At 65.1% G+C, this 25,659-nt stretch carries 31 protein-coding genes; 19 read left to right on the top strand and 12 right to left on the bottom strand.

From position 1 onward, the window contains the following. Positions 1-4: 4 nt before the first annotated feature. Positions 5-463 carry a hypothetical protein gene (locus EPO50_RS17895; RefSeq protein WP_296346362.1) on the bottom strand — a complete coding sequence of 153 codons (459 nt, stop codon included), beginning with the start codon at positions 461-463 and terminating at the stop codon, positions 5-7. A 412-nt stretch (positions 464-875) separates the two neighbouring features. Between EPO50_RS17895 and EPO50_RS17890 the strand changes: the two genes are divergently transcribed. Together EPO50_RS17890 and EPO50_RS17885 are read left to right on the top strand one after the other, a co-directional pair. Then, complete coding sequence (locus EPO50_RS17890; protein WP_296346361.1) at positions 876-1,253, top strand: hypothetical protein; 378 nt, start codon at positions 876-878, stop codon at positions 1,251-1,253. 355 nt (positions 1,254-1,608) lie between these two features. Further along, entirely contained in the window at positions 1,609-2,349 is a 741-nt protein-coding gene (locus EPO50_RS17885) for a hypothetical protein (protein WP_296346360.1), read from the top strand. Here EPO50_RS17885 and EPO50_RS17880 read toward each other — a convergent pair. Both EPO50_RS17880 and EPO50_RS17875 read right to left on the bottom strand, forming a co-directional pair. Beyond that, a complete protein-coding gene (locus EPO50_RS17880) occupies positions 2,336-2,857 on the bottom strand; it encodes a GNAT family N-acetyltransferase (RefSeq protein WP_296346359.1) in 522 nt (173 codons plus the stop codon). The genes EPO50_RS17885 and EPO50_RS17880 overlap by 14 nt on opposite strands. A gap of 73 nt (positions 2,858-2,930) precedes the next feature. Beyond that, complete coding sequence (locus EPO50_RS17875) at positions 2,931-3,602, bottom strand: hypothetical protein (RefSeq protein ID WP_296346358.1); 672 nt, start codon at positions 3,600-3,602, stop codon at positions 2,931-2,933. 349 nt (positions 3,603-3,951) lie between these two features. Here EPO50_RS17875 and argC point away from each other — a divergent pair, with 349 nt between their 5' ends. After that, positions 3,952-4,929 (top strand): N-acetyl-gamma-glutamyl-phosphate reductase, encoded by a 978-nt coding sequence (gene argC / locus EPO50_RS17870; protein WP_296346357.1) that lies wholly within the window; start codon positions 3,952-3,954, stop codon positions 4,927-4,929. 28 nt (positions 4,930-4,957) lie between these two features. Here the strand turns inward: argC and EPO50_RS17865 are convergent, their stop codons facing one another. Next, complete coding sequence (locus EPO50_RS17865; protein ID WP_296346356.1) at positions 4,958-6,358, bottom strand: OprD family outer membrane porin; 1,401 nt, start codon at positions 6,356-6,358, stop codon at positions 4,958-4,960. A gap of 74 nt (positions 6,359-6,432) precedes the next feature. Further along, positions 6,433-7,017 (bottom strand): TetR/AcrR family transcriptional regulator, encoded by a 585-nt coding sequence (locus EPO50_RS17860; RefSeq protein ID WP_296346355.1) that lies wholly within the window; start codon positions 7,015-7,017, stop codon positions 6,433-6,435. A 121-nt stretch (positions 7,018-7,138) separates the two neighbouring features. Here EPO50_RS17860 and EPO50_RS17855 point away from each other — a divergent pair, with 121 nt between their 5' ends. From EPO50_RS17855 to EPO50_RS17845, 3 genes are all read left to right on the top strand, one after another. Next, positions 7,139-8,311 carry a helix-turn-helix transcriptional regulator gene (locus EPO50_RS17855; protein ID WP_296346354.1) on the top strand — a complete coding sequence of 391 codons (1,173 nt, stop codon included), beginning with the start codon at positions 7,139-7,141 and terminating at the stop codon, positions 8,309-8,311. A 105-nt stretch (positions 8,312-8,416) separates the two neighbouring features. Next, the gene (locus EPO50_RS17850) at positions 8,417-9,604 is read left to right on the top strand and encodes a hypothetical protein (protein ID WP_296346353.1); all 1,188 of its coding nucleotides are present in this window, start codon (positions 8,417-8,419) and stop codon (positions 9,602-9,604) included. Positions 9,605-9,671: 67 nt separating this feature from the next. Further along, complete coding sequence (locus EPO50_RS17845; protein WP_296346352.1) at positions 9,672-10,091, top strand: VOC family protein; 420 nt, start codon at positions 9,672-9,674, stop codon at positions 10,089-10,091. Positions 10,092-10,124: 33 nt separating this feature from the next. Here EPO50_RS17845 and EPO50_RS17840 read toward each other — a convergent pair whose 3' ends face one another. Continuing rightward, positions 10,125-10,292: a hypothetical protein gene (locus EPO50_RS17840; protein ID WP_296346351.1), complete on the bottom strand. Its 168-nt coding sequence runs from the start codon at positions 10,290-10,292 to the stop codon at positions 10,125-10,127. Positions 10,293-10,451: 159 nt separating this feature from the next. Next, complete coding sequence (locus EPO50_RS17835) at positions 10,452-10,847, bottom strand: TfoX/Sxy family protein (protein WP_296346350.1); 396 nt, start codon at positions 10,845-10,847, stop codon at positions 10,452-10,454. Between the two features lie 70 nt (positions 10,848-10,917). Here EPO50_RS17835 and EPO50_RS17830 point away from each other — a divergent pair, with 70 nt between their 5' ends. The 4 genes from EPO50_RS17830 (at position 10,918) to EPO50_RS17815 (ending at position 13,937) form a co-directional block, all read left to right on the top strand. After that, positions 10,918-11,325, top strand: coding sequence for an MbcA/ParS/Xre antitoxin family protein (locus tag EPO50_RS17830; protein WP_296346349.1), 408 nt, complete (start codon positions 10,918-10,920; stop codon positions 11,323-11,325). After that, on the top strand, positions 11,322-12,032 hold the full coding sequence (locus tag EPO50_RS17825) for an RES family NAD+ phosphorylase (RefSeq protein WP_296346348.1): 711 nt from the start codon (positions 11,322-11,324) through the stop codon (positions 12,030-12,032). Before EPO50_RS17830 ends, EPO50_RS17825 begins: the two co-directional genes overlap by 4 nt. 64 nt (positions 12,033-12,096) lie before the next feature. Further along, positions 12,097-12,228, top strand: a complete 132-nt coding sequence (locus tag EPO50_RS17820) for a hypothetical protein (RefSeq protein WP_296346347.1) — start codon at positions 12,097-12,099, stop codon at positions 12,226-12,228. 449 nt (positions 12,229-12,677) lie between these two features. Beyond that, the gene (locus tag EPO50_RS17815) at positions 12,678-13,937 is read left to right on the top strand and encodes a hypothetical protein (protein WP_296346346.1); all 1,260 of its coding nucleotides are present in this window, start codon (positions 12,678-12,680) and stop codon (positions 13,935-13,937) included. Positions 13,938-13,944: 7 nt separating this feature from the next. On the opposite strand, the gene EPO50_RS17810 is transcribed toward EPO50_RS17815, so the two are convergent. The 3 genes from EPO50_RS17810 to EPO50_RS17800 all read right to left on the bottom strand — a co-directional run bounded on the left by EPO50_RS17810 (position 13,945) and on the right by EPO50_RS17800 (position 19,372). Further along, entirely contained in the window at positions 13,945-14,652 is a 708-nt protein-coding gene (locus EPO50_RS17810) for a 1-acyl-sn-glycerol-3-phosphate acyltransferase (RefSeq protein WP_296346345.1), read from the bottom strand. 54 nt (positions 14,653-14,706) lie between these two features. Then, the gene (locus tag EPO50_RS17805) at positions 14,707-14,910 is read right to left on the bottom strand and encodes a hypothetical protein (protein ID WP_296346344.1); all 204 of its coding nucleotides are present in this window, start codon (positions 14,908-14,910) and stop codon (positions 14,707-14,709) included. Positions 14,911-14,992: 82 nt separating this feature from the next. Further along, on the bottom strand, positions 14,993-19,372 hold the full coding sequence (locus EPO50_RS17800; RefSeq protein ID WP_296346343.1) for a TIR domain-containing protein: 4,380 nt from the start codon (positions 19,370-19,372) through the stop codon (positions 14,993-14,995). A 253-nt stretch (positions 19,373-19,625) separates the two neighbouring features. Between EPO50_RS17800 and EPO50_RS17795 the strand changes: the two genes are divergently transcribed. From EPO50_RS17795 to EPO50_RS17780, 4 genes are all read left to right on the top strand, one after another. Next, on the top strand, positions 19,626-20,342 hold the full coding sequence (locus EPO50_RS17795; RefSeq protein ID WP_296346342.1) for a hypothetical protein: 717 nt from the start codon (positions 19,626-19,628) through the stop codon (positions 20,340-20,342). A gap of 7 nt (positions 20,343-20,349) precedes the next feature. Next, complete coding sequence (locus tag EPO50_RS17790; RefSeq protein ID WP_296346341.1) at positions 20,350-20,730, top strand: peptidoglycan-binding protein; 381 nt, start codon at positions 20,350-20,352, stop codon at positions 20,728-20,730. Between the two features lie 77 nt (positions 20,731-20,807). Further along, complete coding sequence (locus tag EPO50_RS17785) at positions 20,808-21,518, top strand: hypothetical protein (protein WP_296346340.1); 711 nt, start codon at positions 20,808-20,810, stop codon at positions 21,516-21,518. 23 nt (positions 21,519-21,541) lie between these two features. Next, positions 21,542-21,922 (top strand): peptidoglycan-binding domain-containing protein, encoded by a 381-nt coding sequence (locus tag EPO50_RS17780; RefSeq protein ID WP_296346339.1) that lies wholly within the window; start codon positions 21,542-21,544, stop codon positions 21,920-21,922. Positions 21,923-21,935: 13 nt separating this feature from the next. Here the strand turns inward: EPO50_RS17780 and EPO50_RS17775 are convergent, their stop codons facing one another. Further along, the gene (locus EPO50_RS17775; RefSeq protein ID WP_296346338.1) at positions 21,936-22,565 is read right to left on the bottom strand and encodes an MSMEG_1061 family FMN-dependent PPOX-type flavoprotein; all 630 of its coding nucleotides are present in this window, start codon (positions 22,563-22,565) and stop codon (positions 21,936-21,938) included. 150 nt (positions 22,566-22,715) lie between these two features. Between EPO50_RS17775 and EPO50_RS17770 the strand changes: the two genes are divergently transcribed. Both EPO50_RS17770 and EPO50_RS17765 read left to right on the top strand, forming a co-directional pair. Then, positions 22,716-23,039, top strand: a complete 324-nt coding sequence (locus EPO50_RS17770; protein WP_296346337.1) for a helix-turn-helix transcriptional regulator — start codon at positions 22,716-22,718, stop codon at positions 23,037-23,039. Then, positions 23,036-23,467: an SRPBCC domain-containing protein gene (locus EPO50_RS17765; RefSeq protein WP_296346336.1), complete on the top strand. Its 432-nt coding sequence runs from the start codon at positions 23,036-23,038 to the stop codon at positions 23,465-23,467. Before EPO50_RS17770 ends, EPO50_RS17765 begins: the two co-directional genes overlap by 4 nt. Before the next feature lie 167 nt (positions 23,468-23,634). On the opposite strand, the gene EPO50_RS17760 is transcribed toward EPO50_RS17765, so the two are convergent. Next, positions 23,635-23,847 (bottom strand): hypothetical protein, encoded by a 213-nt coding sequence (locus EPO50_RS17760; RefSeq protein WP_296346335.1) that lies wholly within the window; start codon positions 23,845-23,847, stop codon positions 23,635-23,637. 57 nt (positions 23,848-23,904) lie between these two features. On the opposite strand from EPO50_RS17760, the gene EPO50_RS17755 reads away from it, so the two are divergent. From EPO50_RS17755 to EPO50_RS17745, 3 genes are read left to right on the top strand one after another with little or no spacing between them, the layout of a single operon-like run. Next, on the top strand, positions 23,905-24,321 hold the full coding sequence (locus tag EPO50_RS17755) for a DUF1801 domain-containing protein (protein ID WP_296346334.1): 417 nt from the start codon (positions 23,905-23,907) through the stop codon (positions 24,319-24,321). Continuing rightward, a complete protein-coding gene (locus EPO50_RS17750; RefSeq protein WP_296346333.1) occupies positions 24,318-25,235 on the top strand; it encodes an alpha/beta hydrolase in 918 nt (305 codons plus the stop codon). Before EPO50_RS17755 ends, EPO50_RS17750 begins: the two co-directional genes overlap by 4 nt. Then, a complete protein-coding gene (locus EPO50_RS17745; protein ID WP_296346332.1) occupies positions 25,232-25,627 on the top strand; it encodes a DUF1801 domain-containing protein in 396 nt (131 codons plus the stop codon). Before EPO50_RS17750 ends, EPO50_RS17745 begins: the two co-directional genes overlap by 4 nt. Positions 25,628-25,659: the final 32 nt, after the last annotated feature.

Here is a 25,659-nt window from a genome sequence, read left to right as displayed (position 1 = left end):
CTGATCACCTTCGCGAGTTCGCGTTTCTGCTTGTGGCAAAGCCAGACTTGAAGGCTTCCCACCCGCAGACACGACACACAAGTGTCTCGGTTCCTCCAACTCGGCGCTCAGGTTGGATTATCGACTTCTTCCGTTGCTGGTAGCAGTCTGGACATATGGAATGCGAGGGCTCTGACGGCTGCGCTCCTTCCTTAAGGCTATATGTTATGACTTTCGAGTACTCATCTTCCGTCAGCTCGTAACGCTCTTTTTCACTTTCCCAGTTTTCGTAGCTGGCCAATTTTGCTTCTAACGCCCTTACTTTCTCAATCTGCTCCGCGTACTCCTGTTGGGCGTCAAGAAGCTTCCCCGTCAGTTCGTAAATTGCTTCGTTACGGACGACTGCGTCATTGATGTCCTTCAGACCTCGCGCCATTCCAATCAGTCCAGTAAAGGCGCTTATGCCTCCCATGACGTTAGCCATTCATATCCTCCCTGATTGATCATCATTAGACGCCGAAATCACTCCAAAGATGACTAGGTGCAACTGAGGTGGCCCCAAGCAGCTCACGAGATTGACTGGCACCTATCGCTGGATCGGTATTTCTGACAAATGTTTTCCAAGCACCAACCATCTCATGCACTGTATGCCGCGTTGAGTATGCCTTCGATTCCACACGCAGAGTCCAGTCGGAAGGCAATGGAAAGGGCATGAATTGGAGACGGAAGTTCTCTCGTCCTGAGTTACCGGCTGCCTAGGCGTCGGAAGGAGAGGGCATCGTCTGTACAACGCTAAACGCAGTTCAAAGCATCTCATTGGCGAATTAATTTGCCATCTCCTCCGCGTTGCGTAGCGTTGGGCATCGTCACATCGCACACGATCAAGGAGGATCACGGTGCCCCGGACGACTGATACCCTCGCCAAGGAAATCGATGCGCTTGGGCTCCTGCAGGAGCATGTCGAGAGCGCGCGCCGGCTGATCCGCGACTTCGAGAGCCGGCTCGGCGTCGTGCGCGACAAGCTGGTGGCCGACGATCTCGCGGTGAAGAACGGCCGGCACTTCTTCGTCGAGGTCGAGGCGGAGGGGCGGACGGTGCGCGCGGTCAAGGACATGCCGCGGCTGGCGGCGCTGCTCGGCAGCGAGACGTTCCTGCGCATCGCTCGGGTGAACCTCGCCGACATCGACCGTCATCTGACCGGCGATCAGAAGGAGCAGGTGCTCGACATCTCACGCAGCGAGACGCGGGCGATCACGCTGCACAAGCGGGTGTGACGGGAGCGTCTTCCTAGCGGCGCGCACGTCCTTGTCATCCTGAGCGTAGCGAAGGATCTCATGGCGTTTGCCGTGTGCGTGGCTGGCGGCGATGAGGTCCTTCGCTGCGCTCAGGACGACAGAACAAGTGAAGCCCACCATGAATCTCGACACGGCAACGAGCTTCCTGCGCTGTCTCGGGCTCGCGATGCCGCAGACGCGTCGGGCGGGATGGGTGACGGGGGCGTGTCCGTTGGGACCTTGGCGACATCGCGACGGGTCGGGGCGGGGGAGTTTTGGGCTCAAGCTTCAGGACGGTCTTTGCAACTGCTTCAGTTGTCAGTGGCATGGGACGGCGTTCGATCTTCTCTATGAGATGCGGCATCTCGAGCGGCAGAGGGCGAGCGGGCGGCGTCCGGACTTCAAGGCGGCGCTGGCATTGCTGGCAACAGGGAGCCCGGCGGCCGGCCATACACCTTCGCTCGACGAACGAACGTGGGGGCAGCGCGAGGATTTCGTGTTCCCCGAGTCCTGGCTCGCGGAGTTCGAGCCCGCTCATGCAGACGGCGAAGTGCATCCCTATCTCGCCGCGCGCCGCGTTCCCTATGAGGTGGCGCGCGCGCTCGACCTGCGCTTCGATCCGCTGCGCCAGCGCCTCTGCTTTCCCGTGCGCGACCATCACGGCCGCCTGCGCGGGCTGCACGGCCGCACGATCCACGATCACGTCACCCTGCGCTATCTCATGTACACGCTCGACGGTCGCTGCAGCCCCGAGGTCTGGCTGGGCGAGTCGTGGGCCGATCCCGAACGGCCGCTGGTCGTGGTCGAATCGGTGTTCGATCTCGCGCGCGTCTACGAGGTCTGGCGCAACGTCGTCTGCCCGCTCACCGCGTCGCTCGGGCCGGCGAAGATCGCGCGGCTGCGCGGCGTGCGGACCATCCTGCCGATGTTCGACCGCGACGCCGCCGGTGCCCGCGCCCGCGACAAGCTTTTACGCGCGCTGCCCGGGACACGGTTCCATCCCATCGAGCTGCCTTACGAGGGATGCGATCCCGCGGACCTGACGGCGGCGGAGGTGAGGGCGCTTCTCGCCAACGCGGAGGTTACTCCGCGCTAGACGCCACGACCCGAAACGACTTCACCATGTAGACCCGGGGATGCGGGTCGAGCCCGTGGTCGACCAGGCCGCGGCGCACGATCTCGAAGCCGTGCCGTTCGTAGAGGCGAATGTTGGCCACGGCCATCTCGGCGGTGATGAGCGACAGGCCGCCCAGGCCGCGCGCTCGCGCCAGCTCGTCGATGCGCTGCAGCATCCAGCTCCCGACGCCGGTGCCCTGCTGCGCCGGATCGACGGCGATCTGGTCGATGTAGAGGTCTTCCTCCTGCGGCTTCGTCCGCGCGGCACCGACGATGCGCTCGCCCTCCGGATCACCCTCCACTGCAACGTAGACGTCGCCGCGCTCGATTTCCGCCACGAAGTGCTTCCACCTCTCGGCATACTCGGGCGTTCCTTCGGCAGGCCACTCGCGCCCCAAAGCGCGGACATAGGGCGTGAAGGCGTCGCCTATGATGCGCGCGACCTCTTTGCCCTCCGAAAGCATCGCCGTTCTGAAGATCAGTGCCATGGACGCGAGACTAGCAAACAAAACACCCGCCAGTGCAACCGGCACGGCAAGCATGACAGGTCGGAAATTGAAGTCAGTCTCGAGATGATCGAGGAGGGGGGCCGCGTTCTGGAGGAGAGTCTTCCGGATTGCGCTCCTCGGGGCCGTCTGCGGATGATTGCTGAGGCTGTATTTGAGAGGATGGCTCTGACACGGACGGGTAGCCCTTCTCCGTGAAATGTGCCTCTAGCGCATCGACGAATGCTGACATTCTTTCGGCCAGCGCTTGCAGTTCTGCCACCTTTACCTCGCGTCTCGGGCCGCGGGACTCGTAGTTGTCCGTCTCCTCGTCAAGGTAGAGGCGCTGCGTCTGCTTATGCGTGTACCACAGGCCATGGGCATAGATGTTTCGGATCCGGTTAAGCGCGGCAAACTCATCGATGATGCGATCGTACCAGTCGCTCGTTTCGATGTGGTCGGGAGATTTCTCCAGCATCGCCTTCATGACGCTGATACGAGCTTTTTGGTTGATGATGCTCCGAAACATGAGGCGGGCGTTTCCAACATCCTCGGCGCCGATCAGTTCGCTGAAGATTATGATCATGTGCCCTTCGATGTGAGGCCACAGCGTGAGTATGTTGCCCATGACTTCGGCCAGGAATGGCTGAAGGATGGACGGTTCGTAGTTTCCCTCCTCGTCTGCAGGATCGGCGTTTAACCCCGGTGCAATGTAGCGCCTCGGCTTTCTCGACTTCGGTGTGTTCATCCCAAGTCTTCCCCCAAGAAACCTGCGCCCTCGCTCGAAGCCGTTCTGAAGATCAGTGCCATGGACGCGAGACTAGCAAACATTCGCCCTTGACGATCAATGAGGGCAGCGACAGTGTCGAAGCACATGCTCAGGAACCGGACCCTTTGCGACCGACGCCGACGCCGCTGCACCCAAGCGGCGGCTCTTCAGGCTGCGCGTCGTTCGGCGTCCGTCCGTGTGGTGATGGCCTCACCGTAGGTCCCACCCGCCGGAGCGGCTCCGGCCCGCGTTCCTGAACCCCCGCAGCCCTCGGCTTCGGGGGTTTTCTTTTGCCCAAACCCCACCTCATCCACGGAAGGACACCATCATGAGCATTCGCGTCGGCATTGTCGGCATCAGCGGTTTTGGCGGCGGCGAGGCGATGCGCCTGGTCGCGAGCCACCCTTCCTTCGAGCTGGTCTACGCCGCAGGCGAAGGCAGCGCCGGCAGCCGTCTGGTGGACCGCTTCCCGGGTGTGCCGGCCAGGCTGGCCGACCTGGTGATCGAGAAGTGGGACCCTGCGACCCTGCCGAAGCTCGACGTGCTGTTCGCGTCGCTGCCCACCGGCGCTTCGGCCGAGGCGCTGGCGCGCGTGCCTCGGGACGTGAAGATCGTCGATATCGGCGGCGACCACCGCTACGTCGAGGGCTGGGCCTATGGCCTGGCCGATGTCTGGCCGGCAGAGATCGAGCGCCAGACTCGCGTTGCCAACCCCGGCTGCTTCCCCGCTTCGGTGCTGACCGCGCTGGCGCCGCTGCTGGCTGACAGGCTGATCGAGCCCGGCAACATCGTGATCGATGCCAAGACCGGCATCTCCGGTGCCGGCCGCGGCGGCGCCGACAGCAAGTTCGGCTACGCCGAGAGCAACGAGAACCTGGTGCCCTACGGTCTGCTCAAGCACACCCACATGCCCGAGATGGCGAAGACGATCGAGCGGCTGAGCGGCGGCAGCGCGGCCGGGCTGGTGTTCACGCCGCACCTGGTGCCGATGACCCGCGGCGTTCTCGCGACCATCTATTGCCGCGGCCGCGCCACCACGGAGCAGTGCCTGGACGCGGCCCGGCGCTTCTACGCCGGGCGGGCCTTCATCCGCGTGACCGACAGGCCGCCGCAGACCAAATGGGCGACCGGCTCGAACCTCGCCTTTGTCAGCTATGCGGCCGATCCGGAGCGCAACCTGGTGATCGCGATGGGCGTGGTCGACAATCTCGGCAAGGGAGCCGCGGGCCAGGCGGTGCAGAATGCGAACCTGATCTGCGGCCTGCCGGAAACCGCAGGCCTGGACGGCGTCCCTGTTTGGCCGTGACGAGGGCTGGCCATGACGCGGGTGGCTCTCAGTAGAGCTTGACCTTGTAGTTCAGGATCAGCCGCACTTCCTCGGTCGTGTTGAGGTTGCCGCCTTGCCAGACCGAGTTGGTGCCGTAGCGGGCGCGGAACCAGAGGCCGTTCAGCGGCTTCCACTCCGGCCGCCATTCGAGGGTGAAGTCCCATTCGGTCTCGACCAGCGGCGCGCCGGCGGCGGGGGCGGCGGTCCAGCCGTTGAAGTAGAAGACCGACGCCGCCACACCGGGCAGGCCGAGATGCTTGAAGACGTACGATGCGCCGACCATCACGGCCTGTTCGCCGGCGCGCTGGAAGTCCTGGATCTGCGCATCGGTGTAAAACGGGTTTGCGCTCCACGGCGTCTGGATGGCGAAGCCCGGATTCACGGCGGAGTAGCCCAGCGTGAGGATCGCCGTGTCGTAACCCAGCTCGACCTTGGCGCCGAGCTGGTTGGTGGCGAAATAGGTGCCGCCATTCAGCAGGTTCTGGCCGACGCTGTTCTGAGCCGCGAACTGCACGGCGCCGAGGAGGTGGACATCCGGCGCCGGGCTCAGCCCGTACTTGGCCTCGCTATAGAAGATGTTGATGGTGTCCTGCGTGTAGTACTCGATGGCGCCGATCGAGGCCTTGCCCCAGGTCAGCCGGCCGCCCAGCACCGCCGTGCCGTAGTCGGCGTTGGCGCCGGCCGCGCGCGCCATGCCCTGGAAGTCGATGGCGTCCTGCGGCTTGATCGCGCCGATCCAGCCGCCGCCATAGTGGAAGGCCGGCCGACCGCTGTCGGGGTCGCCGAACGTGCCGGTCAGCGTGTAGCCGTAGAAGGTGTTGGGCGACATGCGGTTGTCGTGCGGCCCGATGAACGGCGTGTCGTAGTAGTAGCGGCCGACGGTGGCGTAGTGGTTCTCGAACAGGCGCGCGCGGGCGTAGAGCTGGCCGAGCGCGGCATAGCCCTGCTGGTTGTCGAGCAGCAGCCCGGTGTTGCCGCGATCCGCCGGCGCGTAGATCGGCAGCGAGGTGTAGAGCACGGCGCCCAGCGACAGCACGTCGAACAGCCGGCCGGTCTCGAACGAGACGGAGCCGCCCGCCGCCCAGGCTTCCTTGATGGGCGAGGCGGCCGGTCCGCGGGTCGCCTCGTCGCGATAGTAGCTGCGGAAATTGATGTCGAACTTCGAGTCGCGCAGGAAGTCAGGCTGGTCCTTCATCTGCTCGCGGAAGTGCGGAAACAGGGTGAGGGGCGGCGGCTTCGGCAGGGTGAAGGCGCTCTCGATGGCCGTGATGCTCTCCGCCGGCGTGGCGGGAATCGGGCGCTCCTGCTTGGCACTCTGGGCGCTCGCTTCACCGGCAAGCGTCACGGAAGCGGCGGCGGCGGCAACGAGCAGCGCCACAGCAGAAGAAGAGGATGGTCGCCAAGCCACCTTCGCTCCTGTCTGCTGAATCGGCTCCGTCCGGTTTTGCCAGAGTCTCGATTGTCCTGTCGAGATGGCCGCGGCTAGCGCGAAGCGCTGGCGACTTCCCGGTCGATCAGCCGAGCGACCTCGTCGATCGCATCGAGAAGCATCCGCTCATCATGGTGGCTCCTCGAGACGATGGCGCCACCCTGGAACACCGTCTGGGCCAGCAACGAAAGTGTCCTGGCGCGGTGAGGCGGCAGGCCCGATTTTTGAAGCATCTCCGCCATAAGGCCCATCCAGGTGTCGAACGCCTCGCGGCACAGATCGAGAAGGGCCGGCAGGTCGTTTGCTCCATCATGGACGAGCGGCGAGATCGGACAGCTCCGCTCGTAGTCCGTGGTTCTCATGAGTTCGGCGATACGGTCGGCAATGGTTCTGAGCGCGGCGCCCGGCGTTTCGGCCTCGGCGATGGTTGCGGCGGTCGCCAGCGTGACTTCATCGACCGCGGCTCGTGTGGCTTCCAGGGCAAGCTGCCCCTTGCCGCCGGGAAAGTGGAAATAGAGTGAACCGCGGGGAGCGCCGCTTTCGGCGAGGACGTCATTCAGTCCCGTCCCGTAGTAGCCGCGCGTCTGCAGGAGCCTCGTCGCGGCCTGCAACATCCGGTCTTTCGTCACGTTCGCCATGAGGGCTTTCTATCAGAATTGACCGACTATGAGAACTGGTCTACATAATATGTAGATCGGTCTACTGCCTCACTGCAAGGCCTGAACATCAAGGCCCGAACATCAAGGAAGGCGTGAGCATATGGACAGGGGCGACTTCATTCTCGAGGCCATCCGCAAGCTCTACGACGCGGTTCTCGAGCCGGACGCGTGGAAGAAGTCGTTGCCCGCAGTGGTCTCGATGGTTGGCGGCGACAGTACGCTTTTCCTCGAGCAGGACTTGCGCACCGGGCGCGTCAAGTCCGCCTCCGGCTGCGGTCATGCACCGGAAATCCATGCCGCGTTCGCACCGGCATGCGAGGCCGGCATGCTGGCGCCGTGGATGGATACGCCTGGGCCGGGCATCGCTCGGCGAAGCTCGGCCGTGATGTCCGATACGGCCTTTGCGCGCAGCGATTTCTACAACGAGACCGTTCGCCCGACAGGCACGTTCCATAGCGCGACGGCAGCACTGGACTATGCGACGACCCATCGTGGCTTCATCGCGGTCGGTCGGCGGCTGGGCAGCGACGATTTCGACTCCGAAAGCATCAAGACGCTGCAGGTGTTGGTGCCGCATCTCGTCACGGCCCTGCGTGTGCGCCACCAGTTCGACGAAGGCGAGTCGCGCACGCGCGGCGCCTACGCGATGCTGGATCGTCTCGATATCGGCATCGTCCTGACCGACGCATCTGCACGTCCGCAGTTCGCCAATGCGCGCGCCGAGGCGATTGCTGCCGAGGCCGATGGATTCCGTCTCGGCGCGCGCGGAGTTGCTGCCGCCTTGCCGGCAGAGACCCGGGCACTTCGGCGCATCATCGCCGCCGCGGCAACCATCACCACGAAGCTGACCCAGAGCGACACGACCGGCACGATCGTCCGGTCCGCAACATCGGCGATGCAGACCACGTTGCCCCTTTCGCGCCCCTCTCTGCGCCCGCCGCTGACCGCCTTCGTGATGCCGTTGAGTGACGCAAGGTTCGACGGGGCAGGAGGGGCCGCAAACCAGGTCGCCGTGTTCCTGATCGAGCCCGGCCGTCCGCCCGACATCAATACGCGCGCTCTGGCCGAAACCTATCGCCTGGCGCCGCGCGAAGTGCAGGTCGCCACGTTGTTGGCGCAAGGGCGCAGTCCCGCGCAAATCGCAGGCAAACTCGGGATCGGTCTCGGGACGGTGCGCGAACATTTGAAACGTGCTCTCGCCAAGACCGAAACCCATCGTCAAGCCAATCTTGTCCAACTCCTTCTGAGCGCGTTCGTGAACCCTGTGCACTGACGCCTCGCGCATGGCTCCCAAATGGGAGCCGCGCGCATGTCTTCATTTCGGCAGAACGACCGCCTGCGAACCTGTTCGAGGACGACCGTGAGAGCACAATCGAGGATGGACCGCGCGATCGGAAGCGAAGCGGCTGCGGCAAGGTCGGCTCCGGCGGCGATAGTTGCCGACATTGCGGGTCTCGCCGCACGGCACAAGGTCGAGGGAGACCGGCTGCGGCAACTGCCGCCGGCGCTCGCAGAAGCCTTTCAGCGCCACGACGTCTACCGTCTGATCCTGCCGCGCGACCTCGGCGGCGGAGACGTCGACCCGCTCGACTATCTCGATCTCGTCGAGAAGGTCGCCCGCGTCGACGGATCGACCGCCTGGAACCTTGCCATCGGCGCGGGCAGTGGACTCTATGTCGGCTATCTCCCGGTCGAGCGAAGCCGTCCGATGGTCGCCGATGTGTCTTCCTGCATCGCCGGCGCCTATGCGCCTTTCGGACACGGCGAAATCGTCGACGGAGGTTACCGGGTCAGCGGTCATTGGGGCTGGGCAAGCGGAGCAGCCCAGGCGCGCTGGATGGTCTTCGGCTTCCGCGTTGCTGCGCAGGACGGGACGGACGAGACGCCGCCCGAGATACGTCAAGCGCTCGCTCCGCGCGAGGCGTTCCACGTGCTCGACACCTGGCATGCGAACGGCCTGCGGGGGACCGGCAGCACCGAGTACGAGGTCGACGATCTCTTCGTGCCGTCCGACATGACCTTCCGGGTATTCCTCGACAAACCGAAGCACCCCGCACCGGTCTTCCGGCTTCCCGGCGCGTTCTTCGGCTCGGCCGTCGCGAGCGTCGCGCTCGGCATCGGTCACGGCGCAACCGAGGGCCTGAAGCAGCTTGCGGTGGTGAAGGGCCGGGCAAAGGGCGGGGCTTCCGGCGGCAATCCGCTTCGGCAGCAAGCGTACGCGCACTATGCCGTGGCCAAGGCCGAGGCGCTCGTCGAGTCGGCCAAGCTTTACCTGGACGACGCGATAGAAGCGATCTGGTGCAGCATCCTGGCCGGGCGCGAGATCGAGCCGGCGCAGCGCGAGCGCGCGCGGCGCGCCTGCGTGCAGGCGGCCGAAGCGAGCGCCGAGGCGGTCGACCTGTGCTGCCGCGCTGCCGGGGGGCACGCCCTGTTCGAATCGCAACCCTTCGGGCGTGCCCTGCGCGATGTCCGTGCCGCCATTGCCCAGATCACGCTGCAGCGTTCCGCCATGGAGGATGCGGGCCGCGCCGCCTTCGGCCTCGAGCCACTTTCGCCGGTCTTCTGAGCGGTGGAAGGGAAACCCAAGCCAGACAAGCCAGATATCCAAACCAGATATCCAACGGAGAACGACAATGCCGAAGACGATCTATGTAAATCTGCCGGTGAAGGACCTGGCCGTCGCGACGCGCTTCTACGAGGCGATCGGGTGCGAGAAGAACGAGCAGTTCAGCGACCATCAGGCGTCGAGCATGGTGTGGTCCGACACCATCACGTTCCACTTGTTGTCCAACGACTATTTCGCGACGTTCACGCCGAAGAAGATCGCCGACGCCCATAAGACGAGCGAGGTGCTGCTTGCCTTGTCGCGCGATAGCCGGGAGGAAGTCGACGCCATCGCCGAGGCAGCGGCGGCTGCCGGCGGCAAGGCAGATATCCGCGAACGCATGGACATGGGCTGGCTCTACAACCGGACCTTCGAAGATCCCGATGGTCATGTGTTCGAAGCGGTATCGGTCGACATGGCGGCAATGCCGGCCGAGATGAAAGGCTAGCCTGTCGGCGATCGGCCCTGCTGCGGCGCGCGTCTAGTAGGGCAGGGTCGTGTTGTGCGGCGGCAGCCGTGCGTCGGCGGTGCGGGCGGCATCGGCAGCCCTTGCATCGAGATGCGCGCGGCGCTGCGCATCAAGATCGGCAGCGGTCGGCTCGGTCGTCCGTCCGCGGAAGAGTCCCAGGATCCAGTGCCACAAACGCATGGCCAACTCCCTCGTCAGAAGCTGATACCCGTTTGACACTCACGCCCTCGCACCAAGCTTGTCCCGTTGCTGGCACGCTGGCAACTGGCGCTGGGGGCGCGCCACTCCAGTGGCGCGGTTATGAATCGCGCCACTGGAGTGGCGCGCCCCCGGCGGCCTTCATCGCGCGACAGGCCTTTTTCGCGCAGGAGGAGGCTTCGGCTTGCGCTTCGCTGCGACCCTGTGGGCGGCGGCCAGCGCGGCGCGGGCCCACGTGAGGAGTTCGTCGGGTTCGTCGAACAGCCGCTCCGGCACACGCCAGAAGGAGAGGTCGATGGTGCTGCCCCCCTTCTCGTAGTTGAGCGGCGGCGAGGAGCGGGCTTCCTCGAACGCCGCTTCGTTCTCCGCGTCGACGCGGAAGTAGAGCATGTTCTCCGTCACCATCCCGAACATCACGCCGCCGCAGAACAGGCCGGTCTTGCCGAACATGCGCCGCATCGTGACGCGGCCCAGCGGCGCAAGCTGCTCGCGCAGGAATTCGGCAAAGGAGTCGCTGGCGACCATGCTCGCCATCATGACAATTCCTGTGAGGTGCAAATACGTATCAAACACTTGAAACAGTCCAAAAATGGACTATCTTTCTTCCATGGCCATTGTCACCCCGACCATCGCCCCCAAGCCCGACCGGCGAAAGCTGTCGCCGGTGGCGTTGCGGACGTTCTTTCGTATCGCCGGGCTGTGGGAGCTGTCGGTCGAGGAGCAGATGACCTTGCTCGGCCTCACGACGCGCTCGACCTTCTTCAACTGGCAGAAGAAGCCGGAGGTCAGCCTGCCCAGGGACACGCTGGAGCGCATCTCCTACGTGCTGGGCATCTACAAGGCGTTGCAGATCCTGCTGCCCAGCGACCAGGCGGCCGATGGCTGGATCCGGCGGCCCAACGCCAACCCGCTGTTTGGCGGCCGGTCGGCGCTCGATCGCATGCTGTCGGGCCAGGTCGCCGACCTCTACACCGTGCGCCAGTATCTCGACGCGCAGCGCGGCGGCTGGGCGTGACGCCCGCCGAGGCACCGCCGCTTCGACGCATCGTCTGGACGCCGTCGTGGCGGATCATCCCGAGCCGCTTTCCGCCGATCAATCTCTTCGAGCGGGTGGCGGAGCCGGCGGATTGGGAAGCCGTCATCGAGATCGAGTCGCTGACCAACCCGCGGCTGCGCGACGAAGCGGGGGACATCAGCCTGGTTCCCGTTGCAGAGCGTGTGTCGGGGCCGGGTGCCAGCGCTATCATGGCGGCGTTCACGCATCCCAATCCCGCGGGCAGCCGCTTCAGCGACGGCACCTACGGCGCCTTCTACGCCGCGCGTTCGCTCGACACGGCGATCGCCGAGACGCGCTATCACCGCGAGCGCTTCCTGCGCGACACCAACGAAGCGCCGATCCATCTCGACATGCGCGTCTACCTGACCGACCTCGACGGCCGCCTGCACGATGTGCGGAAACAGCAGGCGTCGGCGCCGCTGCTCTATCACCCGGAGGACTACACGGCGTCCCAGCGTCTTGGCCGCACGCTGCGTGCCGCCGGCTCCGATGGCATCGTTTATGCAAGCGTTCGCCACAAGGGTGGCAAGGACGGCAAGGACGGCGAATGCGTGGCGGTGTTCCGTCCGCGCGTGCTGTCGAACTGCCGCCAGGAACGTCACCTGAGCTACGTCTGGGACGGTACGCGCATCCGCGACGTCTACGAGAAGAAGGCGCTGGACTGAATCTCCACGACGAAACGCATCCTCTCCCACGCTGAAACGTTGGAAGGGCGTGTGGGAGGCTTCAATGCATTTTGGGATACGCAGGCCGCCAAGGCCGGCGCGGCCCGACGATGCGTCGGAAACGTTGTTTCCGCTGGTCGTCGGCGCGATCTTCGTCGTTCTGGTGTGGGGGGTGCTCTATCTGATGCTCAAGTGAGGCATCGCGGCGAGGACGGTCGAGGCCGGCGCGCTTTGAGCTGACGCGTCGACCTAAAGACACACTGCCTGTGTGTACGCAACCTGACGCGAGTCTTTGACGATCTCGTGAATTTTCGCGGCGCAACGCGACGCGAATTGCAGGTTGCTTTCACAATCGGCATGCTCCGCGGCCTTGGGAACGGCGTTGTGTGTGGGGTTCTCTTAGAAGGAACAGACAACGCCGGTGGGGGCGTCGTCGCGGCGTTTGGGAAACGTCGCGACGACGTTGCCGACCTCTCCCCCTTGCGCACCTCTCTTCCGCGCCTCTCTTCCACATCCCGGCGGTTGTACGCCCTCGATTCGCTCCACCGGCGCCCGTTGGCGCGCCGTTGTCCGGCGCGCATCGGCTTGGCATTCTCAGTAGGTCTGCAGCGCATCGCTCCCGTCAGCCTGTCAGTGGAGAGGACCATGCAATTGCGCGTTCTGAGGGGGCGGCTCGGGCCGTCCCGCATGCCATGCCGCTTGCCGGGGGCGGTGATCCTCGACGGATCCGTGGGCTACAACGGCACCAACCGCACCGACGACGTCGTTGCCATCCAGTCCTCGCTGAATTCTGTCCTCGCGGCGATGGGCGGGCCGGGTGAAGCGCTCGCCGAAGACGGCATCGCCGGACCCAAGACCCAGAACGCCATCCTGCGCTTCCAGGAGCATTGGGTTCCCTGGCGCGACAGCAAGATCGAGCCCGACAAGGGGACGCTGCATGCGCTCAACCGCGCGGTGGGCTCGTCGCTGGCGGCCGCAGTGCCTGTTATGGCCACCGCCGGTCCCACACCCGTCGGTGCGCCGAAGCCACCAAAGCCACCCGCCGCTCCTTATTTCACCTTCGAAGATAAACAGGCGATCATGCAGGCCGGCATCCGCCTCGGGATGGTGAGGACCGTCTGGCTGCCCGCCGCCTATCGCGCCGCACTCAGCGCCGTGCGCATCGCGACCCGCGCGAATGCCCACGCCCAGCGGCTGCCCGCGCCCAAGGTCGCGCGCGAGGACGAGGACCGCCTGGCCTTCCTGCTGATCGCCAAACACTTCAAGCTGCACGAGAAGGACGCCGCCGCGGCGCGGGCAGGGGCCCAGCGGGTCGAGACGATGATCCGGCGCATGTGCATCACCCTGGTCAATCGCGTCGGCAAGCCGATCCCCGGCATCGCGCCCGCGCCGGAAATCTTCGTCTCGCTGTGGCGCACGCCCGCGAAGGTCGCCGGCCATCCCGGCTATACCTATCTCGGCGGCGCCTGGCAGCGGCACAAGATGAACGACAAGATCCAGGGCGCCGATCTGTCGGGCAAGGTCTCGCCCGACTATCTCGACCGCATCTATCTGACGCCCGTGTTCGACCAGTCGCACGACGACTTTCGCTCGCACATCCTGGTGCACGAGCTGGCGCATTTCATCGGCGACATGGCCGGCGGCTGGACGCTCGACGATCTGGGCTACGCCAACGAACCGGCCTACCTCACCAACAGCTCGAAGCAGCGCCTGCACAACGCCGATGCCTATGCCTGCCTGGTGCGCGAAGCGGGCTTCGGCACGACGCGCGCCGCCCTGGGGGCTCAGGTCAAAGCGTCGGTGCTGGGCAAGGGACCCGTCGTCCACCTTCCCGAACAGCCCGTCCTGCCGGCCTTCGCCTCGGGAACACCGGACCCCTACGCCTATCCGTCGGGCGGGGTCTGAGGCGTCGTCATGCCGGCAGAGCGGGGGTGAGGATCGCCAGCTCGAGACGTCTCTTCTCCGCTTCTTCGTCGAACCTTTGTCCGACGATCCTGTAGGGGCGGCGAAACTCGAGCCTGATCGGCCAGCATTTTGGACTGAAGAGCAGGCGCCGCAGGCTCTGGCCGAATCCCGGCAGGTCCCGCGTCATGCCATCCTTCATCCCGACGTGCAGCGGCAGTATCCACGCGCCCTTTTTCCAGGCGGCCTTGAGGACCTGGGCGTTCTTGATCCTGCCCATCCTGTTCGGCCCGACCGACACGTGTTCGGCTTGCTTGCTGGTTCGACCGCCTTCGAGGTGTGCGACGAAGCACTGCTCTCTCTCGAAGAGTTCCATCACCCTTTTCATCGCGGACCAGTTCAGTTTGCGCGACTCCAGCGTGTCGTCGCGGCCGACCCGAATGCAGCGCAGCCGCTCATGATGCTCCGGCGTGAATCCCTTGAAGAGATTCTTGTCCGGAAGACTCCACGGAAACATCCTGAGCCTGAACATCGCCCAGGGCCAGAACACGAGCGGAATGAGAAACGTCTCGATGAGCGATGGATGGTTTGCAACGATCAGCACGCGGCCGCGTCGCACGAGGTTCATCGTGCGCCAGTAGCCGCTGATCCTGATGATGCGGAACAGGCCGAGCAGCCAGAACGGGATTCCGAGAAGAGTCCCAAGCAGCACCGCCATGGCAAGGCCGCTCAACAGCGACCCGAGCCGATCCATGCGCTTCATCGCAGTGGGTCAGTTTGATTTCTTGGGCAAGCGGTCGACTTCTTCTTCGATCTTCCGCCGCGTGTCAGCATCGCCGCGGAGCCATTGAGAGGCGATGCCGTCGTGGGGCATGTGCCTGGGGGCCGCCTGCCGGTCCACGGCCGCCAGTCGATCAAGCAGCTCGAACAGCTTGCGCCTCTCTTCCAATGCGCCCGGACTGGTTGGCTTGGGCATTGCTCTCTCCGAGTTATTCGGAAGCAACAGTCTCGCGCGAATTCCATCGCCGTCAAAGGGGCTGATCCTCACCCACGAAGGATCACCGGGGTAGCCGCTCGATCGTGTTCCAGTCCGGCAAAGGGATCTCCTGGGGCGATCGCGAGATCTGTTCGATCGAGCCCAGCCCATATCGCGCCGCGACGCTTTCGAGATCGAGGTCGGGAAGCAACGTATAGGCGACTTCGAACAGAGACCCCGGAGGCAGGACCTTCCACTGCACGAGCGTATCATCCGCCACCCGCACGAGGAGGCGGCCATCCGCCAGCTCCAGCGCACCTACAGGCGCATCGTCGTGGCGCAGGGCGGGGCCAATCTGCGCGTTCGTGCCGGCATCCCACAGCCTCAACGTATTGTCATTGGACCACGAGAGCAGCCGGCCGCCGGCCAACACCTTCGCACCCCAGACCGAGGCGTCGTGGCGCAGGGCCGGACCGATCTGCGCGCCTGTGGCCGCGTCCCACAGCCTGAGGGTCTTGTCCTGGGACCACGACAGCAGACGACCGTCCGCCAGGATCAGCGCGCCCTCGACGGAACTGTCATGACTCATGGCGGGACCGGTCTGTTCTCCTGTCGTGGTGTCCCACAATCGCAGTGTGTCGTCTCTGGACCACGACAGCACCCGGCCGTCGGCCAGTTCGAGCATGCCATCCACGCAATTGTCGTGGCTCATGGTGGAACCGATCTGCTCTCCGGTCGACACATCCCACAGGCACAGGGTTCCATCGGAGGAACCCGACACCAGGCGGCCGCCGGACAATTCGAGGGCGTTCCAGACGTGACGGTGGTGGAACGTGGGCCCGACCTGCGTGCCCGTGTCGGGGTTCCACAGTCGCAGGGTGCTCTCGTCTGCGGAGAATGAAAGCAGGCGGCCGTCGGCCAGGACCAGCACTCTCAGACGGGTGTCGTGGCGCAGGGTGGGGCCGACCTGCGCGCCCGTGTCGGGATTCCACAGGCGCATCGTACCTTCCTCCCAGGAGGATGAAAGCAGGCGGCCGTCGGTCAGTACCAGCACCTGCCCCATGGCGTCGTGATGCATGACGGAGCCAACTTGCGCGCCCGTAGCCGCATCCCAGAGCCGTAAGGTCCGATCCTGCCTGGACCACGACAGCAGACGGCCGTCGGCCAGCATCCGCACGTCGTCGACCGCGCCGTCATGGCACATTGCAGGACCTATCTGCGCGCCCGTCGCCGCGTTCCACAGTCTCAAGGTCTTGTCATTGGACCACGACAGCAGGCGGCCATCGGGCAATGCGAACGTCCCGCGGATCTTGTCGTCGTGGCGCATGGTGGGACCAAACTTCACCCCCGCGCTCACATCCCACCACCGCACGGTCTTGTCTTCGGACCACGACAGCAGACGACCATCGGGCAAGACCAGTGCGCCCCAGACGTCGTGATCATGGCGCAGGACAGGACCAGCCTGCTCTCCCGTACTCGCATCCCAAAATCTCAAGGTCCTGTCACGCGACCACGACAACAACCGGCCGTCGGGCAGGGCCAGCGCACCTCTGACAATGTCGTCGTGGCGCATGATCGGGCCAATCTGCGTCTGTGTCGTCAGATCCCACAGGCGCAGAGTCCGGTCGCCCGACCATGTCAGCAGCCGGTTGCCGGCCATCACCACCACGCCTTCGGCCGCACTGTCGTGGCGCATCCCCGCACCGATCTGCGTGCATGTTCTGGCATCCCACAGCCGCACGATCTTGTCGTCGCCGCCAAAGAAGTTCCACACGTCACTACACCACGACAGCAGCCGCCCGTCGGCCAGCTCCAGCGCGCCGCCAACTTTGCCGTCATGGGACATGGCGGGGCCGAGCTGCGCTCCCGTGGCCGCATCCCACAGTCGGAGAGTCTTGTCTTCGGACCACGACAGCAGCCTGCCGTCGGACAGCACCAGCACACCCGAGACCGGGCCGTCGTGACACAGAGCAGGACCGATCTGCGCGCCCGTGCCCGCATCCCACAGCCGGAGCGTCTTGTCTTCGGACCATGAGAGCAGCCGGCCGTCGGCCAGCACCAGCGCCTCCCAGACCTTGTCGTCGTGGGACATGGCGGGACCGATCTGTCTGCCCGTGGCCGCATCCCACAGTCGGAGCGTCTTGTCTTCGGACCACGACAACAGCCGGCCGTCGGCCAACTCCAGCGCGCCGACGACCCTGTCGTCGTGTTGCATCGTCGGACCAATCTGCATCCCGGTGTCGGCATTCCACTGGCGCAGCGTATCGTTGAAGGACCATGACAACAGGCGGCCGTTGGTCAGTTCCAGCGCGCCCCGAATCTCATCGTGGTACATGGCCCGACCAACCGGCGCATGCGTCGCCGCATCCCATAGCCGCAACGTATCCTTCTGGGACCACGACAACACGCGGCCGTTGGCCAACACCAGCGCGCCCCGGACGGGGTCGTCGAAGCGCTCGATCCTGCGTGCCCATCGGTATCGGCTAATGGCAGTCGACAGGGTCTGAAGCACTTTCTCGAGTTGCGGACGTTCGTCGGAGCTGTTTCGGGGCCACGCCGCCAGCGCGAGTTTCACGGCTTCGGCGGGGCGATCCTCGGTAAGGGCGAGGTCGGCGACGGCAGACAGCGCCCGGGTCTCGTTCAGCAAGGTGCGTCGGTAGAGATCTTTCAGGCGCAGCACTTCCTGCTCCGCCTGACGGAGCGATGCGGCGACGAACGCGTGCACGCTTTTGAGTCGGTCGGGGTAGGCGAGGCTCCATTCGCGCGCTTTGTCGAGCAGCAGGCCCGAAAGCAGGGCCTTGTCCTTGAGTGAGTCGGGAGTGCCGGCCCACCGGCGCTCGGCGTCCTCGATCTGGCGCCGGCCGATCAGAAAATCCTGCTCCTCGTCCAGCCAGGAAGCCAGTTGGGGCCATGCCTTGAACAGCGCCTCGTGAGCCACCTCGACGGCGTTGCTGTCGCCTTCGGACCGGCTCGACAGCAGGCGGGCATTGGTGAGGTGCTTCACCAGCCTATGCGCCCGTTCCGGAATGTCCTTCTGGCGCGCGGGACGGCGCAGCCGCACTCCCTCGTCGTTGACCCGCACCAACTGGCCGACAAAGGCCTCGCGCAGGGCGAGCATTTCGTCGGGCTCGGGCGCCGCCGCTTTCAGCGTGTCCTCCGCGGTGCGTCGTACCGCATTCTCCAGCGGCCTCAGGTTCCGCTCGCGATCGCCGAGCTCCTCGTACTCCAGCAAGGTCAATTTCCTGTCGCGGCCGTGGCGCTCGTACAGCTCGCGCAAGGTGAAGGCCAGCAGCGGCAGCGCTTCGGGCGCGGTCCCGACATCGCCCAGGATGCGCTCGACCAGCCCGTCTTCCAGGCCAATGGCTGCAACCTCCGCCGGTCCCGCAATCACGCTCTTCACCCGATCGGCGGGAAGGCCGCCCAGCGTGAAGACGTCGTGCGCGGCCGCAAATCCATCGGACTTCAGGATCTCGCCCAGCAGGTCGGATCGCACGGTCGCCACGAGCTGAACGGGCAGCGCGGCCTCCGGCCCGACCGCCGTCACGGCGGACAGCAGGCGCAGGAAATCGGCCCGATCGGTGGCCTTTGCCGTGGTGAACAGTTCCTCGAACTGATCGATCGAGATGAGGATCGTGGCTTCCCGCGCCGGTCCGATCGTCAGCGCTTCGGTCAATTCAGCGAAGGCCAGCGCCGGATCGGCGCCGGCCAGCTCGGCGCGTATCGCCCGGTATTCGCCGGGCTTGCCCAGCGCCTCGGCCAGCACCTTTGCGAACGCCACCATGGGCGTGCGGCCCGGACGGAACGGCGGCAGCGTCACGAAGCGCCGTCGATCCTTCGCGAGATAGCGCAACACGCCCGCCTTGAGGACCGACGACTTGCCGCTGCCCGATGCGCCGACGATGAGCAGCAGCCGCGCGCCGCCCTGCGCACGCCGCGCCTCCAACCGTTCGCAGATTTCGCGGATCTCCGGGTCGCGCCCGAAGAACACTGCCGCATCCTCGGCCGCGAACGACATGATGCCCGGCCAGGGCGCGCGTGATGGGTCCCAGCGATACCCCCGGGCAATCTCGGCGGCCACGTCCTTGAGGCGATGCGCGAGATGAGCCCGCCCCGCATCGTTCCATTGCTCCGCCTGGATGGTGCTGAGCGGCGGGCCCAGCAGGTTGCGATCATCCGCCGTCAGCACGATGGGAAAGATCACCTTGCCCAGCGCACGCGCCTGCGTGAACTCGACAAAGCACCATTTGGACGCCAGCCATGCCGGCGTCACCAGCAGCAGCACCGCATGGCAGCGGTCGATCGCTTCGTAGAGCTGCCGCTCCCATTCGCGGCCGGCGCCCAGACCCGTTTCCTTGTCGAAATCGAGGAAGACCTGCTCGTAACCTTCGGCGTCGAGCCATGACTTGATCTGTCCGGCCGCCTCGTTGTCGCGGCTCGAATGGCTGATGAAGATGGCTGCCACGATCGGACCTCTCGTCCGCCGAATGTTGAATGCACGCTGTGGTGGAGATCAAGTATCGGTGGGCGAGAGGCCGACGCCAGCGTCATTCTCATGACCTTCGGCCGGGTCGGGAGCTGAACGAAAGCGGCAACCGAGACCTTCATTCCTGCAGGTTGACCCCGCCGTTCCGCCGCCGTCAGATCGACGGCGATACCGTGCCTGCCTGCTCACGTCCGACCGTTGCGTTCGACTGTCGCGTTTCCGGGGAGCTGCCATGGACACCAATGCCAACGGCGGTTGCCTGACGCCGAACGAGCTGTGGTCGGTCGAAGCGCACCGGCAGCAGGCGGAACGAGCCATCGAGCGCCTGATCGTCGGCCATTTCATGACGAGCAAGGCGCGGCAGAACGCACATAGCGTCTTCCTCGATCCCGGCGACGGTACCGGGCCGGACAAGATCATCAAGTGGCTGTCCAACAACTCTCCCGGCACCGTCATCAACCGCGCGAAGATGAAGGCCGGGTTCGATGCCGGGAAGTATGCCGTGCCGGATATCGTCACCCAGCGCGAGCCCGTCGCGTCGAGCGAGTTCTACGAGATCAAGCCCAAGTCGGTGAACGGCCGGCGCGAGGGCGGTCGCAAGATCGACGACTTCATGCAGCTCGTCCGGGATTTTTCCCTGCGCATCGCACCGGGCCACGAATACGACCCGCACGGTGCGTTCACGCTTGTGGCCGGCCTGCCGTTCGTCGACGGTAAATACAAAGCTGAACTCAAGTGGTTCCAGGACCAGCCCGGGCTGATCCTCTACGAGATCTGCTTCACCCGGACAGTGCGGGTGGGGGACAAGAAGGTCGAGCTGACGGATCAGGTGCTGCTGGCCATTGCCGCCCTGATCGCGGGGCTCGTCCTGGTGGGCCTGAAGTTCATGCCGGCGCAGCAGCCCGCGGGCGGCGGCATCGTCCCGGGGAAGGGAGACAAAGAGACATGAGGTCCCCATGACGCGACTGACGAAGCCGGTCGGGCAGGCGGTGCAGAACCAGCCGGGGGATGCCAGGTACGTGCAGTTCCTGCTGAACGAGTGGCGGGCCCTGCGCGGGATGGAGGCGCTGGCGGTCGACGGCATCGTCGGTCCGCTGACCAACGCCGCGATCCGTGCGTTCCAGCAGGCCGAGACCGGCCTCGTCGACGGTCAGGTCGATCGCGACGGCCCGTCGATCAAGAAGCTGGAGGCGCTGCACATCGCGACCATTGTCGCGCACGTCAACCCGATCGACCCCTACAGCATCCATTCGGGCCTGCCGCCGGTGCTGGGCACGCTCACGCCCGAACGGATGGCCGATCACTATCTCGACGAGCTGCGCAAGGCTCAGGGTTAAGGACGAGGGAGAGACGAAGGAGAGACGGAGAGAGGTTGGAGCGAGAACGGTAACTGTAGCGTTCGTGGAGAGTGTGTATGGCGTTGAATCCGAACGGCGGCTGCGTCACGCCGAACGAGCTGTGGCCGATCGAAAAAGAACGGCAGCAGATGGAGCAGCAGATCGAGCGCATCATCGTCGGCCATTTCATGACGAGCACGGCGCGGACGCATGCCGCCAGCATCTTCATCGATCCCGGCGACGGCACCGGGCCGGACAAGATCATCAAGTGGCTGTCGCAGAACACGCCGGGGATGAGCGTCGACACGTCCAAGATGAGGGCCGGATACAATGCCGGCATCTATTCGGTGCCCGACATCGTCACGCAGCGCCAGCCGATGGCGTCGAGCGAGTTCTACGAGATCAAGCCCGACTCGCATAACGGACGCCGCGAGGGCCGGGCGAAGATCGTGAACTTCAACCGGCTGATCAAGGATTTCCACCTCGGCATCCGGGCCGGCCACGAATACGACCCGATCAAGTCGTCGCCGTTCCCCAGCTCCATCACGATCGGCGGCTTCGTCTACGAACTCGAACTCAAATGGTGGCAGGAGGAGCGGGGCCTCATCCTCTACGAGATCTGCTACCGCAAGCGCCAGGAGCAGGAACAGGAGCAGACGAGTCATGTCGGCGAGGCGGCGCTCATCCTCCTGCTGGGCATCGCGCTGCTGATCATGATGGGCGGGCGGGTGCCGCAGACGCAGCCGGCGGGCGGTCTCCTCGGTCCGCCGAGCGGACCTTCGGCGTAAAGAGGCGGCGTGAGGAGGAACCCATGACACGACTCACCAAGCCCGTCGGCCAGGCGGTGAAGAGCCATCCGCCGGATGCCAAGTACGTCCAGTTCCTGCTCAACGAATGGCGGCGGCCACGCGGGCTCAAGGTGCTGGCCGTCGACGGCATTCCCGGTCCGCTGACGGACGCCGCCATCCGCGACTTCCAGAAAGCCGAGACCGGCGTCGTCGACGGCCGGGTCGATTGCGACGGCCCGAGCATCCGCCGGCTCGAATATCTCCACATCGCGGGCATCGCCTCGGGCGTCTATTCGCTGGAGCATTACGGCATCATCTCGATGACGCCGCCGGCGAGGGGGCCGCTCACGCTCTCGACGCAGGCCGTCCGCTATCTCACCGCGCTGCGCAAGGAGCAGGGGTAGGCACCTCGGTTCGTCAATAGAGCCGGTCGGTTTCGTTGGATGCCAGGTTGCGTTCGATGTCCGGCAGCGGAAACTGCAGGCTGGCGTGATCCTTGAGGGCCTGGCCATAGCTCGGCAGTCCGTCGATGGAGCCCCAGCGCTCCGGCTCCCACAGGCCGGAGCGGATCACGGACTTGCCGCAATGGAAGAAGGCTTCGCGCACGCGCACGAGCAGCGCGAGGTCCGGCGCTCTGCCGTTGGCCGCCGCCATGCTGTCGAGCAGCTCGGGGTCCTTCACCACCTCGGCCGTGCCGCTGACGCGCACGACCTCGCGGCGCTTCGGCACGATGAACAGGAGTCCCACGTTGGGATTTTCGAGCACGTTCATCAACGTGTCGCCGCGACGATTGCCGATGCGATCGGGAATCGCCAGCGTATGCCGGTCGAGGACTTTGACGAAACCCGGCGGATCGCCTTTCGGCGACACATCCATGGCGCCTGCCGCGTTGCTGCTCGAGATCACCACGAACGGGCATCGTTCGATCCACGCCCGGCAATGCTGATCGATATGGTCGAGGATCTTCGCGACCTGGCTCGGAAAGTCCGGGCCGAGGATCGCCTTGACCTCGGCGGCCGTCTTCACGGCGTTCTTGGGCTGATACACCTTGTTCGCTCTCCCCCGTTGCCGCGAATGATATTCGTGCAATCGATTGCACGGCATCCCTTTTTTGTGGGCTGCAAGACGTTCCGGTTGACTAACCCATAGCCCGGTGGTTATGAGTCTGATCAATAGCTGACGGGTTATGAATCGACGATGGCGAAGGCTCACGATGTGCTCTTCCGGACGCTCGGCGATCCGACGCGGCGGGCTCTGTTCGAGCGGTTGTGCCGCGACGGGCCGCAGACGGTCGGGGCGCTGACGGCGCGGGCCGGCATCTCCCAGCCGGCCGTCTCCAAGCATCTCGGTGTGCTGAAGCAGGCTGGGCTGGTCCGCGATCGTCCCGACGGACGGCAGACCCATTACAGCGCGCAGCTCGGGGCGCTGTCGCCGCTCATCGCCTGGGCGGACCAGATGACCCGGTTCTGGGAGAACCGGTTCGACGATCTCGAAGACCTTTTGAAGAGGATGGACCAATGACCGATGCGGCCACCAAAGCAGCAACCGAAACGCTCTCCGTCGTCGTCGAAAGGGAGATCCCGTTTCCGGCGGAGAAGATCTGGCGCGCGCTGACGCAGCCGCACCTGATCGAAGAGTGGCTGATGAAGAACGACTTCAAGCCGGCGGTGGATCATCGCTTCAATCTTCGCGCCGATTGGGGCACCGTTGAGTGCCAGGTCCGCACCGTCGAGCCGAACAAGACGCTGTCCTACACCTGGGCGGCGCTGGGTCTGGAGAGCGTCGTCACCTGGACCCTGACGCCGACGGGCGCGGGGACGCACCTGCGCATGGAGCAGGTCGGTTTCCGGCCGGACCAGCAGCAGGCCTATCAGGGCGCGAAGTACGGCTGGCCGAAGTTCTTCGCCAACCTCGAACAGGTGTTGGCGCGGTCAACAACCTCATCCTGAGGAGCGAGCACCACGCCTGAGGCCCATCCTTCGAGACGCGCTCCTGTGGAGCGCTCCTCAGGATGAGGAGTCCAAGAAAGCACCTCACCCTGAGGAGCATCGCGTCGGCGCATTCATATGCGCCTTAAGCGATGCGTCTCGAAGGGTGGGAACGAGCACGGCGCTTGCTACGACGGCTGCTTTGGCGTGGTGAGCTTTGCGAGCAGGATACCGATCCCGAAGCCGCCCAGGAAGCCGGCGGCCATGATCAGGTAGCGGTCGAGCGTCGTGCCGTTGTAGGCAAACTCGAACACGGCAAAGATCGCGGGTATCATGCCCAGGAACGCGCCGATGATACCCCAGCGCTCGGTACGCGGCCGGTCACGCCATTTTCTTCTCATGCGCTCTCCCCCTTGGTCCCCTCTGGAACTCACGAACACTGTCCACGGTTGAAGGTAATGACCAGCAAAAAGAAGCCCGTCCTCCTCGCGGGCGGCAATCCGCAGATCGCGAAGGGCGAGGGCGATGCGGTCCTGCAGTCCTATATCGCCGCCATGCCGGGCTGGAAGCGCACAATCGGCCGACGCCTCGACGCGTTGATCGAGCGTACCGTTCCCGGCGTGCACAAGGCGGTGAAATGGAACTCGCCTTTCTATGGCCTCAAGGACGAGGGCTGGTTCCTCAATTTTCATTGCTTCACGAAGTACGTGAAAGTGGCGTTCTTCCGCGGCGCGTCGCTGAAGCCCGTGCCGCCGGGCGCGTCCAAGCACAAGGACGTGCGCTACCTCGACATCCGCGAGGACGATCCGATCGACGAAGCCCAACTCGCCGACTGGATCAAGCAGGCGAGCAAACTACCCGGCGAGCGCCTGTGAACGACAAGACGGTGAACAGCAGCAGCGGCACCAGCACGACAGTAACGACGCGCGACGGCCGCACGCTCGCCTGTCTCGAAGTCGGCAATCCCAGCGGGCCGCTCATCCTGCACAATCACGGCGGCCCCAGCAGCCGCCTGGAGGCGCGCCTCTTCGCAGGCTCGGCCGCGAAGAACCGGCTGCGGCTCGTCTGCGTCGACCGGCCCGGCATCGGACAGTCGACGCGCCAGAAGGACCGCACCTATGCGGGCTGGGCTGACGACCTTACGACCATCGCCGACGCGCTGGGATACAAAGAGTTCGGCGTGACCGGCTGGTCGGAGGGCGGCCCGTGGGCGCTGGCGGCGGCGGCCTATATCGATCCCGCGCGGCTGCGCCATGTCAGCAGCATCGCCGGCGGCAGCTACGGCGCCTTTGGCGACAACTGGGCCGCCGATCGTCTCTCCAAGGCCGATGCGCTGGGGGGAACCCTGGCGCTGCGCTTCACGCCCGGCTTCCATCTCCTCTATGCAATGCTCGGCCTCACCGCGAAGCACTTCCGCACGACCTATGTCGAGCAGGTGCGCAAGGCCGTGAACGACTACGACCGCGCGATCCTGCGTCGGCCGGAAGTCGACGCGGCCTTCGCCGACACTTCCGCCGAATGCTTCGCGCAAGGCAGCGACGGGCTGGTGCGCGACAGCGAATGCCTCTACCGGCGCTGGGCGTTCGACGTGACCAAGATCGAACGGCCGGTCCATCTGTGGCAGGGAACGGACGACCGGCTGGTCGCCGCCTCGATCAACAGGACGGTGGCCGACCGGATGCCGGGCGCGGTCTGGCATGAGGTCGAGGGCGCCGGCCATTTCGTGGCCGTCGGATCGGGCGACGAGGTGTTCGCCATCGCGGCCGAGGAACTGGGGTCGAAACCATGACGACGAAGACGAAAGAAACTGCGGCTCAGTTGATCGACGCGAAGATCGAGAAGCTCGACGATTGGCGTGGCAAGACGCTCGCCAGCGTCCGCAAGGCCATCCTCGCGGCCGACCGCGAGATCGTCGAAGAATGGAAGTGGATGGGCAGCCCCGTCTGGTCGCGCGACGGCATGATCGCGGTCGGCAACGCCCACAAGGACAAGGTGAAGCTCACCTTCAGCCACGGCGCGAGCCTCGCCGACCCCGACAAGCTCTTCAACGCCGGCCTCGGCGGCAAGGTGTGGCGTGCCATCGACTTCTCAGAGGGCGACAAGGTCGACGCGCCCGCCCTCAAGACCCTCGTCCGCGCCGCTATCGCGTTCAACCAGAGCAAGCCGAAGAAGAAGCGATAGATACTCGGCAATGCGATGGATGGATGTTCGAG

This window comes from Reyranella sp. (genome assembly GCF_004297405.1).
Lineage (GTDB): Bacteria > Pseudomonadota > Alphaproteobacteria > Reyranellales > Reyranellaceae > Reyranella.
This window is presented reverse-complemented; position numbering and strand designations above follow the sequence as displayed.

Coding starts and splice junctions, on each gene's coding strand:
- EPO50_RS17820 (WP_296346347.1), top strand. CDS start 12,097: ATGCATTTTGGGATACGCAGGCCGCCAAGGCCGGCGCGGCCCGACGAT.
- EPO50_RS17850 (WP_296346353.1), top strand. CDS start 8,417: ATGGACCGCGCGATCGGAAGCGAAGCGGCTGCGGCAAGGTCGGCTCCG.
- EPO50_RS17760 (WP_296346335.1), bottom strand. CDS start 23,847: ATGAGAAGAAAATGGCGTGACCGGCCGCGTACCGAGCGCTGGGGTATC.
- EPO50_RS17895 (WP_296346362.1), bottom strand. CDS start 463: ATGGCTAACGTCATGGGAGGCATAAGCGCCTTTACTGGACTGATTGGA.
- EPO50_RS17795 (WP_296346342.1), top strand. CDS start 19,626: ATGGACACCAATGCCAACGGCGGTTGCCTGACGCCGAACGAGCTGTGG.
- EPO50_RS17810 (WP_296346345.1), bottom strand. CDS start 14,652: ATGGCGGTGCTGCTTGGGACTCTTCTCGGAATCCCGTTCTGGCTGCTC.
- EPO50_RS17785 (WP_296346340.1), top strand. CDS start 20,808: ATGGCGTTGAATCCGAACGGCGGCTGCGTCACGCCGAACGAGCTGTGG.
- EPO50_RS17745 (WP_296346332.1), top strand. CDS start 25,232: ATGACGACGAAGACGAAAGAAACTGCGGCTCAGTTGATCGACGCGAAG.
- EPO50_RS17880 (WP_296346359.1), bottom strand. CDS start 2,857: ATGGCACTGATCTTCAGAACGGCGATGCTTTCGGAGGGCAAAGAGGTC.
- EPO50_RS17780 (WP_296346339.1), top strand. CDS start 21,542: ATGACACGACTCACCAAGCCCGTCGGCCAGGCGGTGAAGAGCCATCCG.
- EPO50_RS17765 (WP_296346336.1), top strand. CDS start 23,036: ATGACCGATGCGGCCACCAAAGCAGCAACCGAAACGCTCTCCGTCGTC.
- EPO50_RS17755 (WP_296346334.1), top strand. CDS start 23,905: ATGACCAGCAAAAAGAAGCCCGTCCTCCTCGCGGGCGGCAATCCGCAG.
- EPO50_RS17840 (WP_296346351.1), bottom strand. CDS start 10,292: ATGCGTTTGTGGCACTGGATCCTGGGACTCTTCCGCGGACGGACGACC.
- EPO50_RS17835 (WP_296346350.1), bottom strand. CDS start 10,847: ATGATGGCGAGCATGGTCGCCAGCGACTCCTTTGCCGAATTCCTGCGC.
- EPO50_RS17805 (WP_296346344.1), bottom strand. CDS start 14,910: ATGCCCAAGCCAACCAGTCCGGGCGCATTGGAAGAGAGGCGCAAGCTG.
- argC (WP_296346357.1), top strand. CDS start 3,952: ATGAGCATTCGCGTCGGCATTGTCGGCATCAGCGGTTTTGGCGGCGGC.
- EPO50_RS17860 (WP_296346355.1), bottom strand. CDS start 7,017: ATGGCGAACGTGACGAAAGACCGGATGTTGCAGGCCGCGACGAGGCTC.
- EPO50_RS17845 (WP_296346352.1), top strand. CDS start 9,672: ATGCCGAAGACGATCTATGTAAATCTGCCGGTGAAGGACCTGGCCGTC.
- EPO50_RS17815 (WP_296346346.1), top strand. CDS start 12,678: ATGCAATTGCGCGTTCTGAGGGGGCGGCTCGGGCCGTCCCGCATGCCA.
- EPO50_RS17885 (WP_296346360.1), top strand. CDS start 1,609: ATGCGGCATCTCGAGCGGCAGAGGGCGAGCGGGCGGCGTCCGGACTTC.
- EPO50_RS17790 (WP_296346341.1), top strand. CDS start 20,350: ATGACGCGACTGACGAAGCCGGTCGGGCAGGCGGTGCAGAACCAGCCG.
- EPO50_RS17855 (WP_296346354.1), top strand. CDS start 7,139: ATGGACAGGGGCGACTTCATTCTCGAGGCCATCCGCAAGCTCTACGAC.
- EPO50_RS17770 (WP_296346337.1), top strand. CDS start 22,716: ATGGCGAAGGCTCACGATGTGCTCTTCCGGACGCTCGGCGATCCGACG.
- EPO50_RS17875 (WP_296346358.1), bottom strand. CDS start 3,602: ATGAACACACCGAAGTCGAGAAAGCCGAGGCGCTACATTGCACCGGGG.
- EPO50_RS17830 (WP_296346349.1), top strand. CDS start 10,918: ATGGCCATTGTCACCCCGACCATCGCCCCCAAGCCCGACCGGCGAAAG.